Here is a 13,529-nt window from a genome sequence, read left to right on the forward strand (position 1 = left end):
TCACGGCGACGCGCGCCATGCTCAGAACGAATGCCCGCGCGATATAAGCGCTTCAGCCCCGCTTGACGTAGCCGGCGGTGACCTCGTCCTTGTGGGCGGCGAAAGCTTCCAGGACTTCGGTTTTCTCAGGCTTCGGAATCTTGAAATGATCCAAGGTCCGCCCGAGTTCGGCTGCGACCTCATCGAATTCCGCGGGGGAAATCCGCAGGTCGCGATGCGCCTCCTCGAGGCCGAGCGGCGTCGTGCCGGGCTTGGTGGCGACGAACTTGAAGGGCCCGCCAGAAACGTCGCAGACCCACAGCGTGCGCATGAACTTGAGGCCGGGCAACCTTTCAAGGTTCTTGGTGTGCCATTTGCGCAGCTGCGGATTCTTGGACTTTTGGCCTACGATCGGGTTCCTCACGACGGCGTCGCTGAAGTGATCGATCACCGCTGCGATGGCAAACACGCCGCCCAGCCGCTCATACAGACTTTTCTCGGATGTGGTTTTCTTCGTCTGCGCGAGCGCCTTGTCGGCAGGCAATACCGACGTCGATGCGGCGGTCAGCGCCAGCGCGGCGACAACACTTCGTCTTGTCAGAGAAGTCGAAATTTTCATCCCTGGTTCCCTTCGAGGTTAGGCCAGAGCGAGCCGCAGCCTGTCTGGCGGGCTTCATGAAATGACATTCGGACACTTTGCCGTATTTTAGCATCACCTAAAGAACTAACGAGCCCTTCGCCCGAATTATTCCGATTGGGCGGCATTGCCGTGGTCAACATGCGTCAAAAGGGGCGAAGGCCGCGCGGATGAGGAAGTGTTAAGCACGCGTCGCTGCACGCGGCAGAGGTCGCGAAGCCACTTCGGCCGCATCTGTGCCCCTGACCTTGGGCATTTTCCTTCTGTGTCGTGTTGTCGGCGGCAATCAGCCCCGGTAGGGGCGTACAATCGCTTCCCGCGGCTTTGCCGGCTGCTTGCGGCCAATAGCCTGTGCTTTTCGAAGATCGCGAGCTTCTGCGGATAGGTCATCCGCACCTTGGCGTTGCACCCGTCGCATCTGAAGTGCGCGATTGTTCTTAGTGCAGAGCCCTTTCTTACCGCCGGATGCAAGCAATCCGGACATTCGAATGTGAGCGCGACATCCGATAAGTCTTCGGCTAAGCCCATTTCCGTCCCCTTCGCAAGCTCGGTGGCTACACTCTGGCGATTCTCAATGAGCAATTCAGATGCCAATCCGATTGTGCCAATGCGGGACTAGAACAATTCGCCTCGGAACGCCGCCTAGCTAGTGCGCCTTCTCTGCGCCTTTTGAGCGACGAAGAGACCTAACTTCCTCCAGCAGTTCGCGCTCATTGGTAGTCACGTTTCGGAAGATTGCGACAATCATCACCGCCAAGGCTTCGGCATCCAGGCTTAGAGGGTCAATGTGCTCATCTGCGCAAACCTGATCAAACACGCGTTCACAAATAGCCAAATCGTGAGGGCTGAGGCGAGTGCGATTGAAACGCCGGCGCGACATTTGCGAGCCTTCGACGCCCGCCGCCCCGTTGCAAAAGAAGCGGGCCTTGGCAAGAAACGCGAGTCGTTGAGTGGTTGTTCCCGGCTGCAAGCTTTGTTAAGCCGCCTGCAGCTGGGCAGACTGGAACGCCTTCCCCGCGCGCATCATGGCGCGTGCGAGCGGAGCTGTGCCTCGACCTTGGCATTTTCCTAGCATGGCGAGATGCTTGGCACCTCAGGCATTTTCGGGCGCCCGCCCGAACGGGGCTGGCCGCCATGCGCGGGCCCTAGAGGGTTTGGCATCATGAACAGTCTTCTTTGGCGGCAGGCGCTTTAGCTCGCTCGAAACTTGGTCCGTGCCGTAAGTCGGTACATATGCTATAGCTAATATTGGGTCGAGGGGACGACCATGAAAGGGAGGACCAACCATGAAGCCGCATTCCCTCAGCGCCCGCCGTATTGGCCTGCTTATATTCTCGGTGTGTGCTTTCGGGCTGATGACGTCAGCCTCAATACCCGCAGACAGCAAATTCGCCGTCGAGCCGGTGGTTGAGAAAAAGGTGAAGGAACTGCCCTCCGGACCGTTGTACTGGCGGCTGGATAATCTGCCAACGCTGGCGCAAGCCCAAAGCGTTGCGGGCCCGACCTCGCTTGCGGCCGAGGTCGCAGGCAAGGTCTGGCTGTTCACGCTTGGACCGAAGGATGGCTCTACGACCGGCGGAACCAAGGTCGTCGAGATCGGACCGATCCCTCCGATCAGCGCAAGCGAGTATTTGCTGCGTGTCAACCGCGCCGGTGGAGCGCCCGGCGTCAAGACGAAGATCCATACGCATCCGGGACCGGAGGCCTTCTATGTGCTGGCCGGCAAGCTCGGCCAGAGAACGCCCCACGGAGTGACCTATGCTGAAGCTGGCACGGCAATGATCGGACACGGGGCCAACACGCCGATGGAGGTGTTCAGCGCCGGCACAACCGATCTCGATGAGCTGGCCATCTTCGTGGTCGACGCCAATCAGCCGTTCTCGTCGCCGGCCAGCCTCGATTGAGGCGACATTTCCCGGGATGATACTTCCGCTCTCCACCTGTTGCAGACAGTCGGCGACCAGTTGACGCTAACAGGTGCATGCTGAATTCGATGGTGCTGCGAGAGAGGATTGAACTCTAGGTATCTATAATAAAATCAACTACTTACGATGAGTTTTGTAACATTGTGACGGGCGACAAAATGGCTGGGAATCACTTCTAGCCTGCGGTTCTGGCTGGACGCCAAAAGACCCGCCTCCCCTTTACTGTTTTCTCTCCAAGGCATTCTAGATCAAGCCTTCATTTGAATGCCTGGACCTTCACCGCGCCGCCAAGCACCAGGAACCGAAATACGTTTACGACGATCCGTATGCGCCGTGATGATAGATCAGCGCCGGGCCCGGCTCTCCGCTCACCACATGCCGGACGCTGCCGAGGATCAGCGCGTGGCTGTGGCGAATAATAGTATCCTCAACCGCGCAGTCGACCGCGGCAAGCGCCTCGTCGAGTGCCAGTGCGCCGCTTGCAAGGCTGGACCAGCGAGCGCCCTCGTAGCGCGCCGACCCCTTCAGGCCACCGCGCCCGGCAAAGCGGTCGGCAATCGCGATCTGGTCGGCACGCAGCACATTCACGCAGAAATGCCGATGCCGGCTGATGGCTGCCCAGGTAGACGAGTTCAGATTGATGCTGACAACCATCACCTCTGGTTCGACCGATAGGGAATGGGCGGTGGTAACGGTTGCGCCCGTCCGTTCGTCGCCAACACCGGCGGTGACCACAGAGACAGCTCCGGCCAGGTGTCGCATCGCAAATTTCAGGGGAACCCGGGTTTCCACTAAGGTTTCCAATAGGGGAACGCGTTCGGTCAGTGTCATCTGGATAGCCTCATCGTGTTTGCAGCTTCACGACGCCTTGCGACGCAACGCCGTTTGGTATCCCAACCATTGGTGAATTTCGGCGGCGATGCGCTCGGCATGTGCGGTGACTTCGGGAATTCCCATCAGTTCGCCGACGCTGCCTCGCGCCAGTGGCCCGCTGACGAAAATGCTATCGGTCGGGCGCCCGGATGTGCCGACCGCACGGCCTTGGCTGTCGGTATCCAAACCAAGACCAATCGGATCGAGCCGGACCAATCCCATCCGCGCGAGCGCCGCAATCGCCGTGTTGGTCCGCAAGATATCGGCGTGCGCCGGTCCGGTCGTCACGATCACACTGTCGAAAGCATCGACAACGAGGCTGCGTTGGCCACGCAGTCGCTGCCTGACGCAAATGCGTCCGTCGACCTGTTCGGCGCCGACAATCGTTGCGGCGCGATAGGCAAGCTTGCCCTCGGCGACGCATCGATCGAGCACGTCCGCAACTTGCGGCGCGAGGCGGAAGCGATGCACGTCCCAGAGCGCACGAAGATGGCGTGCCACACGTCGCTGCTCGGCCAGCGGCAAGGCCTGCCAGATGGTTTGTCCCTGACGTCGGACAGCATCGAGCACCGGATGCCAGTCTTCGCCCCGACGCTTGGCATCAAGGATCGTTACCCGGATGCGCCTGAATAGTGCCGTTGCGCTGCGTGAAGGCAGGGTCGTGAAATCGCCAATTGGATCGGCCAGCATCGCGGCTTGGCCGCGCGAGCGATAGCCGTGGCGTGACAGCGCGACGATGTGGCCACGATGCCCCTTGCGGTCGAGCGTTGCAATCACGTCCGCCGACGTCAGTCCGGTGCCCACGACCAGGACACGGTCGTCGCGGCCGATCGCTTCCAGCCTCTCGAGATCATAGGGATTGGCCACCAGCCCGGCTGTGCCAGCCACGGACTTCAGGGGCATCGGCAAGGCCGGCGGCGGATGCGTCGTCGCAATCACCACGGCGTCGGCAGCGAGCGCCCCGCCATCAGCGAGGATCAGACGGTAGCCCTCGCCGGTGCGCTCGACCGATGCGACGGCGGACCTGACATGGCGGATCGTTTTGCTGAGAAGGAAGGGCCGGAGATGAGATTCCACATAGCGCCCGAAAACGCGACGCTGCGGGTAGAGTGCTCCGTAGGCGGCAATAGCCTCGGCATCGTCTACAATGGCTCTGGTCTGCTCCAGCCAGTCGGCAAAGTGGCTGTCCTGGCCGGAGATCAGCGTCATTCTCGACGCCGGCACATTGATACGATGCGCCGGATCGGCCGTGGAGTAAGCCAGACCATAGCCGAGCCCCTCGCGGGGCTCGACGACCACGATATCGGATGCACCGGCCGGGAGCAGTCGCGCCAGATGAAACGCAGTCGCCGCACCTGAAAAGCCGCCGCCGACAATCGCTATGATCGGTGCGCTGGCGCTCAAGACTGGCTCGCGCGCAGCGCCGACGGGCGATGGTCGCCGGCCACGGTTTCGCCGAAGGGGCCCATGTTGACGGCCGTCTGCCGCGTTGAGATCTCGTGATCGAGTGGCAACTGCGGCAACACAAGTTCGCCGAAGCGATAGGCTTCCTCCAGATGCGGGTAACCGGACAGGATGAATGTATCGATGCCTATGCGCCGGTATTCATCGATCCGTGCCGCCGCCGTAGCCGCATCGCCGACCAGAGCGGTGCCGGCGCCGCCACGCACCAGGCCGACACCGGCCCACAGATTCGGACTGATTTCGAGTTTGTCGCGACGGCCGCCATGCAGCCGGCTCATGCGCGACTGGCCGACGGAATCCATGCGCGCGAAAACCTTCTGCGCCTCGGCGATCGTCTTGTCGTCCAGGCGGCTGATCAGGCGGTCGGCATCGGCCCAGGCTTCGTCATTGGTTTCGCGAACGATGACATGCAGCCTGATGCCGAAACTCACCTGGCGTCCGGCCTTCTCGGCAAGGCCGCGCACATGGTCGACCTTTGCGGCGACGTCAGCCGGCGGTTCGCCCCAGGTCAGATATTTATCGATCTGCTCGGCGGCGACCGCATTGGCCGCCTCCGACGAGCCGCCGAAATATAGCGGCGGATGCGGCGTCTGCACAGGCGGGAACAGCAGCCTTCCGTCCTCGATGCGGAAATGTCTGCCTTCGTAGGCAACGGTCTCGCCGCGCAGCACGGCCTTGTAGATATCGAGGAATTCCCGCGTCACCTCATAGCGCTCGTCATGGCTGAGGAAGATGCCGTCGCCCTTGTTCTCGACCGGGTCGCCGCCGGTGACGACGTTGATGAGCAGGCGCCCGCCCGAAATGCGGTCGAGCGTCGAGGTCATCCGCGCCGCGAGCGTCGGCGACTGCAGCCCGGGACGGACGGCAACGAGGAAGCGGAGCCGCTGCGTCAACGGCGCCAGCGCCGACGCCACGACCCAGCTGTCCTCGCAACTTCGGCCGGTCGGCAGCAGCGCACCGTAATAGCCGATGGCGTCGGCGGCCTTGGCGACCTGGGTCAGATAGGGCAGGTCGACCGCCCTGCCCCCCTCGGAGGTGCCGAGATAGCGGCTGTCGCCATGGGTCGGAAGAAACCACAGGACCTTGATCCTGTCGGGGATGGCAGTGCTCATGAACAGTCCTCTATGACTTTACGGCGTTCTCGCTCAGCTCCAGGCGTGTAGCGGCGGATTGACGTCGTTCAGGTAATAGTTGCCGAGGATCGCGTATTTCCAGCGCACCGGATCGTGCAGCGTGTGGGTTCGGGCGTTGCGCCAGTGCCGGTCGAGATTGTGCTCGGCCAGTGTGGATCGCGTGCCGGCGAGTTCGAACAGTTTGTTGGTGGCGTTGATGGCGATCTCGGTGGTGAGGATCTTGGATTCGGCAACCGCGATCTGCGCTTTCGCGACGGTCCTATCGTTCGGATCGGCCACGGCGCGGTCGACCGCAAGGCCGGCCTTGTCCAGAACCGCCTGCGCCGCATTGGCCCGCAGGCGGAGGTCGCCGACCGCCTGGATAGTGTAGGGATCCTGCCAGGCATGATCGACGCCGCTGTCGATCCATGCGCGCGACTTGGTGCGCACGAAGCTGACGGTTTCGTCGATCGCCGCGTTGGCGATGCCGAGATCGACAGCAGCCTGGATGATCTGGAAGATGGCGCCGTCGGCGGTCGGCCGGTCATAGCCCTTGTAGCCGGGGACGAGATGCGTCTTCGGCACTTTCACATTGTCCAGCAGGACTGTGCCGGACAGCGTCGTCTTCTGGCCGAAGCTCGACCAGTCGTCGATGACCGTCAGTCCGGGCGCGCCGCGATCGGCGATGGCATACCAGGCCCGGCCCTCGTCATCGAGCGCCACGATCGGCACCAGATGGGCGAGCAGCGCGCCGCTGGAATAGAATTTCTGGCCATTGACCACGACGTGGTCGCCAGCGTCGACGAATTTGGTCTCGAAATCGGCCGCCCGCTTGGAGCCGAATTCCGAGAACGCGTTGCCGAACCGCGTGCCGGACAGAACCTCGGCGAAGAGCAACTGCTTCTGGGCCTCGTCAGAGACGGTGCGGATGGCGGCGACGACGCCGAGATGGTTCTGCGGAATCTGGCCGAGCGACGGATCGGCCGCCGAGATGATGGTGATCACCTTCGACAGCGTCACATAGGAGAGTTCCGGTCCGCCATGGGCCTTCGGCACGTTGATCGACCACAGGCCGCTCTGCGAAAACGCATCGAGCTCTTCCTTCGGCCAGATGCGCTCGCGGTCCCGCCTGGCGGCGTCCTTGGCGAAGTCTGCGGCCAGTTTTTCCGCCACAGCGATCGCCTCGGCGTCGGTCTTGATGACATGCGCTCTGGCCGACGGACGCTCAACCGGGGGGACGGCGCTGCGGATATCGGACGGCTGCTTCGATTGGATGGTCATGCTGCGGTCTCCTGGGGAAAATGTTGCGATGGAAGCGGCGTGCCGCCGAGATAGTAGGTCTTGATGTCGTCGCGCTGGCGCAGGTCGGCGGCCGACCCTTCCAGCACGCTCTTTCCGTTTTCGAGCACGGTGGCGCGGTCGGCATATTTCAGCGCCACTGCCGAATTCTGCTCGGCGACAAGGATCGAAAGATCTTCGTCCCGATTGAGCCGCTTCAAAGCGCTGAAAATCTCGTCGACGATCAGCGGCGCCAGCCCCATCGAAGGCTCGTCCAGCACGAAGAGTTTCGGCCGCGACATCAGACCGCGGCCGATCGCCGTCATCTGCTGCTCGCCGCCGGAGGTGAGGCCGGACCGGGTTCGCCGCTTCTCGGTGAGCCTGGGGAAAAGCGCATAGACGCGGTCGAGGTCGGCCTTGACGCCGGTGCGGGAGGACGAACGCCCGAGCGCGCCGGTCAGAAGGTTCTCCTCGACCGTCAGCGAGCGGAAGCAGTGTCGGCCCTCGAGGACCTGGACCAGACCCTTGCGGACGAGGTGAGAGGGGCTTGCCCTGGAGACATCCTCGCCGTCGAAAGTGATCCGGCCAGCGGTAACAGTACCGCGCTCGGCCGGGAGGAGATTGGATACGGCGCGTAGCAGGGTCGTCTTGCCGGCGCCGTTGGAGCCGAGCAGTGCGACGATCTCGCCTTTGCCGACCGACAGGTCGACACCGTGCAGGGCGGCGATGGCGCCGTTGTAGACGGCCTCCACGCGACTGACCGACAGGATCGGATTTTCCGGGCTGGACATCGATGACTCCGCAATAGGCAGGAAATCGCGGCCGGCCCGGGGGCCGGCCGCGAGTTGTTGGACTTCAGTTGCTGACCACTGCTTCGGCGTCTTCGGCCGTGCGGATCTTGATGCCCTTTTCCTTGGCATAGGCCTCGGACGACTTCTCGATGATCGGACGCAGCAGCTTCCAGTCGGGCGCAATCCAGTCGGAGACGACGTTCCACTTCTTGCCGTCCCACTGCTGGAAGGTCACGTAGCCGTCACCTTCGTGATTGTCCCAGGAGACGTTGATCGAGTGGAACAGGTCCTTGGCGCCCAGCGCCTCGACGCGTGCCGGATCGAGCTTGAGATGCTCGAAGCCCCAGCGGACTTCGTCGCCGGTGAGCGTGCGGTTGCCGAACTTGGCCTGCGCGATGCGGACCGCCTCGACATTGAGGATGCCGTTGACGATGCCGAGATTGTGGTAGACCGAGCCGATACGGCTCTTTTCCTCGAGATTGCCTTTGCCGGCGCCGTAGACCGTTTTGACGATCTCCTGGACCACCGGATACTGCTCGCCTGACGCCTGGGTGGTGATGGCCGTATAGCCCTTGGCGGCATCGCCGGCGGGGATCACATCCTCTTCCGAATTCGACCAGACATTGCCGACGATGTGATCGGCCGGGAAGCCGGTCTTCTGCGCGGTCTTGAGCGCAACCGGGTTCATCACGCCCCAGCCGCGCAGCACCACATAGTCCGGATGCTCGCGACGGATCGTCAGCCACTGCGCCTGCTGCTCGTTGCCTGGATGCGGAACCTCGATCTGCGACAGCTCGAAGCCGTATTTCTGCGACAGCAGCTCATAGATCGGAATCGTCTCCTTGCCATAGGGCGAGCCGTGATAGAGCACGACGATCTTCTTGCCCTTGAGCTTGTCGAGGCCACCTTCCTTGGAGGCGATATAGTTCACGATGCCCGAGGTCTCGCTGTAGGGATTGAGCAGCAGCGGGAAGACGTAAGGGAACACGCGTCCGTCCGTGGTGTCGGTGCGGCCGTGGTTGATGGTAATCAGCGGCACCTTGTCATCGGTGATGCGGTCGATCATGGCATAGGCGATGCCGACCGAAAGCGGGTTCCAGGCGGCGATGCCGGGATTGCTCTTCAATCGTTCATAGACCTCGACGCCCTTCTCGACCTCATACTGCGTCTCGCCCTCGCTCCAGGTCAGCTTGACGCCGTTGACGCCGCCGTCGCGGATGTTGATCAGGTTGAGATAGTCGATGAAGCCGCCGAAGAAGCCGGTGCCGCCGGCGGCATAAGGGCCGACGCGGTAGCTCTGCAGGGGAAAATACTGCTCGTCGGCGTGGACCGCCGTCGCGCCGAGGACGAAGGCCGTGGCGATCGCCGCTTTCTTGAGGTGACTGAAGAAGGTCATGGATTGCGTCTCCTGAGGTTGTGGTCCGTGAGAGGATGTCGAGCGGCGCTCAGCTGGACCTTGAGCCGATCCGTCGTTTCAGGCGGTCGAAGAGGGCCGACAGCCCGTTCGGTTCCGCGATGAGGAAGATGATGATGAGCGCGCCGAGCACGATGCGCTGGCTCATGTCGAGAACACCCGAATCGAACAGTCCGCCAAACAGGAAGGCGCCAAGCCGCGACAGGATGAGCGGAAAGATGACGATGAACGCCGCTCCCAGAAAGGCGCCGCGTATCGAGGCCAGCCCGCCGATGATGATGATGAACAGGATCTGGAACGAGCGGTCGAGATTGAAGCCGGCCGGCTCGACGGTGCGCAGATAGGTGAAGGCCCACAGCACCCCGGCGACGCCGATGATGAAGGACGAGATGGCGAACGCGAGCAGCTTGGTCTTCAGCACAGGGACGCCGATCACCCGCGCGGCGGTTTCGTTGTCGCGCACGGCGATGAAATTGCGGCCGGTCGCGCTGTTGACCAGGCGCCAGACGAGCGCCGTGAGCACGATGACCGTGGTCACCGAGAGCAGGTAGCGGCCCGTCGCCCTGTCGAGCGAGAAGCCCGCAACGGCAAGGTGCGGCGCCGAGATCACCCCGGAAGGGTTGTCGTTGGAGAACCAGCCGAACTTGGTCAGCGCCCACTGCACGAAGAACTGGGCGGCGAGCGTCGAGACGGCGAGATAGAAGCCGCGCAGGCGCAGGCTCGGCAATCCGAACACGACGCCGATGCCGGCGGCCGAAATCCCGGCCAGGATCATGGTTGCAGCCAGCGGCAGTCCTTCGACCCGAAGGTTGAAATTGTAGGCGGCGAAAGCGCCGACCGCCATGAAGGCGGAGGAGCCCAGCGAAAGCTGGCCGCAATAGCCGGTCAAAAGGTTGAGGCCGACCGCCGCCAGGCTGAGCGCAAGGAACGGCAGCAGGATCGCCTCGACGAGATAGCTCGACGCATAGGCGGGGATCAGGCCGTAGGCCACGGCAATCAGGGCGACGGGCAGAGCTAACCTCTGCCAGTCGATGGGAAGCCTTGCGGCATCGAGCGCTTGCACGGCCATCGGTCAGACCCTTTCGACAGTCTTCTGGCCAAACAGGCCGGAGGGGCGCACCAGCAGGACGACCAGCGCCAGCGCATAGGCGAACCAGCCTTCGATGCCGCCACCGACAAAGGGTCCGAGGTAGACCTCGGCGAGCTTCTCGCTGGCGCCGATGATGAGGCCGCCGACGATGGCGCCGAGGATGGAATCGAAGCCGCCAAGCACCAGTACCGGCAGCGCCTTCAGCACGATCAGCGACAGCGAGAACTGGACGCCGAGGCGCGCGCCCCACAAAAGTCCCGCGACCAGTGCCACGAACCCCGCGGCCGTCCACACCGTCCCCCAGATCCGGGGCAGCCGCAGCCCGACGGCGAGCGCCGCGAACTGGTCGTCTGCGACGGCGCGAAATGCCAGCCCGATCCGGGTCCAATAGAAGAATGCGCTCAAGCCGGCGACCATCGCCGCGGCAATGCCTGCAGCAAGAAGATCGAACGACGATATCAGGATGCCGCCGACCTCGAACGGCGTGTCGTCGATGCCGAGATCGAGCCCGTGCACCTGCGTGCCCCACACCAACTGGGCAGCGCCTTCAATGATGTAAGACAGGCCAAGCGTGGCCATGAACAGCGTCATCGGCGAGCGATTGACCAGCGGCCTCAGCACAGTTCGCTCGATGGTGAAGCCCAGCGCAACCATGACCGCGAGGGTAATGAGCAGCGAAAGCGCAAACGGGATGCCGCGTTCGACAAGGCTGACAAAGGTGAGTGCGGCGAACAGCACCATCGACCCTTGCGCGAAGTTCAGCACGCCCGACGTCTTGTAGATCAGCACGAAACCGATGGCGACGAGCGAATACATGACGCCTGAGAGCAAGCCACCGACCAGCACCTCGATGACGAAGAGGAAATCATAGTAGCTCATCAGATGCCCTCGCCATCTTCGCCTTGGGCGGTGCCGATATAGGCCTGGATCACCGCCGGATTGGCCCTGACCTCGGCCGGTGTCCCGTCGGCGATCTTGCGGCCGTAGTCGAGCACGGCGACGCGGTCGGAGAGCCCCATGACCACGCCGATGTCGTGTTCGATGAGGATGATGGTGACGTCGTGCCGGTCGCGCGCTGCGCGCACGAAACCGGCCATCTCGGCCTTCTCGGTCGCCGTCATGCCGGCCATCGGCTCGTCGAGCAGCAGGATCTTCGGCTCGGCGACAAGCGCGCGCGCCAGTTCGACCCGCTTCTGCAGGCCGTAGGGCAGCGTTGCGACCAGGCGATCGGCGACGGCCTCGAGATGCAGGAAGGCGATTGTCTGGTCGACCTTTTCAGCGATCGCGGCATCTTCGCGCCGGGCGCGCGGTAGACCGGCGATATGTTCGACAAAGCTGGCGCGCCGGGTGTGGACGCGGCCCGACGCGATGTTGTCGCGCACTGAAAGCCCACCGAACAGTGCCAGGTTCTGGAAGGTGCGCGCGACGCCGAGCCGTGCCAGACGGCTTGCCGACACCCGGGAGAAGGACTGGCCATCGATCGCGATCTTGCCCTGATCGGCGTGATAGAGGCCGCTGATGATGTTGATCAGCGAGGATTTGCCGGCGCCATTGGGACCGATCACCGCGCGGATCTCGCGGCTTTTGACCTCGAGGTCGACATCCCGCAATGCCATGACGCCACCAAAAGAAATGCTGATCCCGCCCAGCGCCAGGATCGCATCAGCCTTTGGCGACAGGCGCGCCGGGCGCGTGTCTTCGACGGGACCAGCACCAGCAAGAATCCCGGAGATTTCGGGCGCGCGCTCGTATGCGGCGGCTCCCAGCGAAGCACCAATCATGAAACGTCCCTGATTTTGAAGGCGTGCGGGCGGCGGCCTGAAGGCCGCGCCTGTCCTATTCCGCGGCGACGAGCTCCCTGTCGCGCGCCGCTTCCAGTTCGCGCACCAGAGGGATGACGCGCTTGCCGAAGAACTCCACCTCTTCCTGGAAATGCAGGAAACCGAGCAGGATCAGATCCGCGCCGGCATCCTTCAGCTTGAGGATGCGTTCGGCAATCTGTTCCGGCGTGCCGATGAGATTGCTGCGGAAGCCGTCATTGTATTGGACAAGATCCTCGAAAGAGGATTTCGCCCAGTTACCCTCGCCTTCCGGCGAGGCCTTGCCGGCGTTCTTGACCTGATCGGCGAAACCCTGCACCGCCTCCGGATTGGCCTTGGCGATGATCTCGTCGAGCACGGTGCGCGCTTCTGCCTCGGTTTCGCGAGCGATGGCAAAGGCGTTGACGCCGATCTTGACCTTGTGGCCATTGGCCTTCGCCTTGGTCTTGATGTCGTCAACCTGCTTCTTGATCTCTTCCGGCGTGTTGCCGTTGGTGAAATACCAGTCGGAAACCCGCGCAGCCATGTCGCGCGCCGCGCGTGATGAGCCGCCCTGGAAGATCTCCGGCTGCGGATCGATCGGCTTCGGCTTCATCGAGTAGTTGGTAAAGCGATAGAAGTCGCCCTTCAGAGTGAAATTGTCCTCGGTCCAGATGCCGCGCAGCGCACGGATGAATTCCTCCGAGCGGCGATAGCGCTCGTCATGGTCGAGCCACAGCTCGCCGATGGCGGCGAACTCACCGCGGAACCAGCCGCTCACGACATTGACGGCGACACGGCCATTGGTCAGGTGATTGATGGTGGCTATCTGCTTGGCCGCCAGCGCTGGATTCCATGGGCCCGGCAGGATCGCCGCGATGACTTTCAGCGTTGTGGTGGCAGCGAGCAAGGCATGGCTGAACGAGACGGATTCGTGCTGGTTGTCGGCGCCATAGCCGGCCGTGAAGCGTATTTGGCTCAGCGCGTAGTCGAAGCCGTTGGCCTCGGCGATCTGGGCGAGCTTGCGGTTATAATCGATGTCCCAGCCTGTCCGCTGCTCGATGTTCGAGATGACAAGGCCGCCCGAAACGTTCGGGACCCAGTAGGCGAACTTCACGTTGTCGGAATTCGAGGTCATTTCGTTTCGTTTCCCCTTTTTGATTGGCT

Annotated in this window: 13 protein-coding genes; 1 reads left to right on the forward strand and 12 read right to left on the reverse strand. The window is 62.8% G+C overall.

Annotation, left to right across the window (positions count from 1 at the left end; all coding sequences use genetic code 11):
* Positions 1-52: 52 nt before the first annotated feature.
* Together NKH93_RS05710 and NKH93_RS05715 are read right to left on the reverse strand one after the other, a co-directional pair.
* Positions 53-523, reverse strand: a complete 471-nt coding sequence (locus NKH93_RS05710; RefSeq protein ID WP_352541739.1) for a group I truncated hemoglobin — start codon at positions 521-523, stop codon at positions 53-55.
* Between the two features lie 739 nt (positions 524-1,262).
* Positions 1,263-1,586, reverse strand: coding sequence for a hypothetical protein (locus NKH93_RS05715; protein WP_352453636.1), 324 nt, complete (start codon positions 1,584-1,586; stop codon positions 1,263-1,265).
* Between the two features lie 316 nt (positions 1,587-1,902).
* Here NKH93_RS05715 and NKH93_RS05720 point away from each other — a divergent pair, with 316 nt between their 5' ends.
* Positions 1,903-2,520 carry a cupin domain-containing protein gene (locus NKH93_RS05720; RefSeq protein WP_352969571.1) on the forward strand — a complete coding sequence of 206 codons (618 nt, stop codon included), beginning with the start codon at positions 1,903-1,905 and terminating at the stop codon, positions 2,518-2,520.
* Positions 2,521-2,853: 333 nt separating this feature from the next.
* On the opposite strand, the gene NKH93_RS05725 is transcribed toward NKH93_RS05720, so the two are convergent.
* The 10 genes from NKH93_RS05725 to sfnG all read right to left on the reverse strand — a co-directional run bounded on the left by NKH93_RS05725 (position 2,854) and on the right by sfnG (position 13,500).
* A complete protein-coding gene (locus NKH93_RS05725; RefSeq protein WP_352453638.1) occupies positions 2,854-3,372 on the reverse strand; it encodes a flavin reductase family protein in 519 nt (172 codons plus the stop codon).
* A gap of 27 nt (positions 3,373-3,399) precedes the next feature.
* Positions 3,400-4,818: an FAD/NAD(P)-binding protein gene (locus NKH93_RS05730; protein ID WP_352541736.1), complete on the reverse strand. Its 1,419-nt coding sequence runs from the start codon at positions 4,816-4,818 to the stop codon at positions 3,400-3,402.
* Positions 4,815-5,990, reverse strand: a complete 1,176-nt coding sequence (gene ssuD, locus NKH93_RS05735; RefSeq protein ID WP_352969572.1) for an FMNH2-dependent alkanesulfonate monooxygenase — start codon at positions 5,988-5,990, stop codon at positions 4,815-4,817. The genes NKH93_RS05730 and ssuD overlap by 4 nt, the downstream gene beginning before the upstream one ends.
* Before the next feature lie 33 nt (positions 5,991-6,023).
* The gene (locus NKH93_RS05740) at positions 6,024-7,271 is read right to left on the reverse strand and encodes an SfnB family sulfur acquisition oxidoreductase (protein WP_352969574.1); all 1,248 of its coding nucleotides are present in this window, start codon (positions 7,269-7,271) and stop codon (positions 6,024-6,026) included.
* Complete coding sequence (locus NKH93_RS05745; RefSeq protein WP_352475067.1) at positions 7,268-8,059, reverse strand: ABC transporter ATP-binding protein; 792 nt, start codon at positions 8,057-8,059, stop codon at positions 7,268-7,270. Before NKH93_RS05745 ends, NKH93_RS05740 begins: the two co-directional genes overlap by 4 nt.
* 64 nt (positions 8,060-8,123) lie before the next feature.
* A complete protein-coding gene (locus NKH93_RS05750; RefSeq protein ID WP_352516270.1) occupies positions 8,124-9,455 on the reverse strand; it encodes an ABC transporter substrate-binding protein in 1,332 nt (443 codons plus the stop codon).
* 49 nt (positions 9,456-9,504) lie between these two features.
* On the reverse strand, positions 9,505-10,542 hold the full coding sequence (locus NKH93_RS05755) for a branched-chain amino acid ABC transporter permease (protein WP_023722896.1): 1,038 nt from the start codon (positions 10,540-10,542) through the stop codon (positions 9,505-9,507).
* A 3-nt stretch (positions 10,543-10,545) separates the two neighbouring features.
* The gene (locus NKH93_RS05760; protein WP_023722895.1) at positions 10,546-11,442 is read right to left on the reverse strand and encodes a branched-chain amino acid ABC transporter permease; all 897 of its coding nucleotides are present in this window, start codon (positions 11,440-11,442) and stop codon (positions 10,546-10,548) included.
* A complete protein-coding gene (locus tag NKH93_RS05765; protein WP_352920605.1) occupies positions 11,442-12,344 on the reverse strand; it encodes an ABC transporter ATP-binding protein in 903 nt (300 codons plus the stop codon). Before NKH93_RS05765 ends, NKH93_RS05760 begins: the two co-directional genes overlap by 1 nt.
* A gap of 55 nt (positions 12,345-12,399) precedes the next feature.
* Positions 12,400-13,500, reverse strand: coding sequence for a dimethylsulfone monooxygenase SfnG (sfnG, locus tag NKH93_RS05770; protein ID WP_023722893.1), 1,101 nt, complete (start codon positions 13,498-13,500; stop codon positions 12,400-12,402).
* Positions 13,501-13,529: the final 29 nt, after the last annotated feature.

Source organism: Mesorhizobium sp. M0954, from assembly GCF_040319155.1.
In the GTDB taxonomy this organism is placed as follows: Bacteria; Pseudomonadota; Alphaproteobacteria; order Rhizobiales; family Rhizobiaceae; genus Mesorhizobium.

Coding starts and splice junctions, on each gene's coding strand:
- ssuD (WP_352969572.1), bottom strand. CDS start 5,990: ATGAGCACTGCCATCCCCGACAGGATCAAGGTCCTGTGGTTTCTTCCG.
- NKH93_RS05765 (WP_352920605.1), bottom strand. CDS start 12,344: ATGATTGGTGCTTCGCTGGGAGCCGCCGCATACGAGCGCGCGCCCGAA.
- NKH93_RS05755 (WP_023722896.1), bottom strand. CDS start 10,542: ATGGCCGTGCAAGCGCTCGATGCCGCAAGGCTTCCCATCGACTGGCAG.
- NKH93_RS05760 (WP_023722895.1), bottom strand. CDS start 11,442: ATGAGCTACTATGATTTCCTCTTCGTCATCGAGGTGCTGGTCGGTGGC.
- NKH93_RS05740 (WP_352969574.1), bottom strand. CDS start 7,271: ATGACCATCCAATCGAAGCAGCCGTCCGATATCCGCAGCGCCGTCCCC.
- NKH93_RS05720 (WP_352969571.1), top strand. CDS start 1,903: ATGAAGCCGCATTCCCTCAGCGCCCGCCGTATTGGCCTGCTTATATTC.
- NKH93_RS05745 (WP_352475067.1), bottom strand. CDS start 8,059: ATGTCCAGCCCGGAAAATCCGATCCTGTCGGTCAGTCGCGTGGAGGCC.
- NKH93_RS05725 (WP_352453638.1), bottom strand. CDS start 3,372: ATGACACTGACCGAACGCGTTCCCCTATTGGAAACCTTAGTGGAAACC.
- NKH93_RS05750 (WP_352516270.1), bottom strand. CDS start 9,455: ATGACCTTCTTCAGTCACCTCAAGAAAGCGGCGATCGCCACGGCCTTC.
- sfnG (WP_023722893.1), bottom strand. CDS start 13,500: ATGACCTCGAATTCCGACAACGTGAAGTTCGCCTACTGGGTCCCGAAC.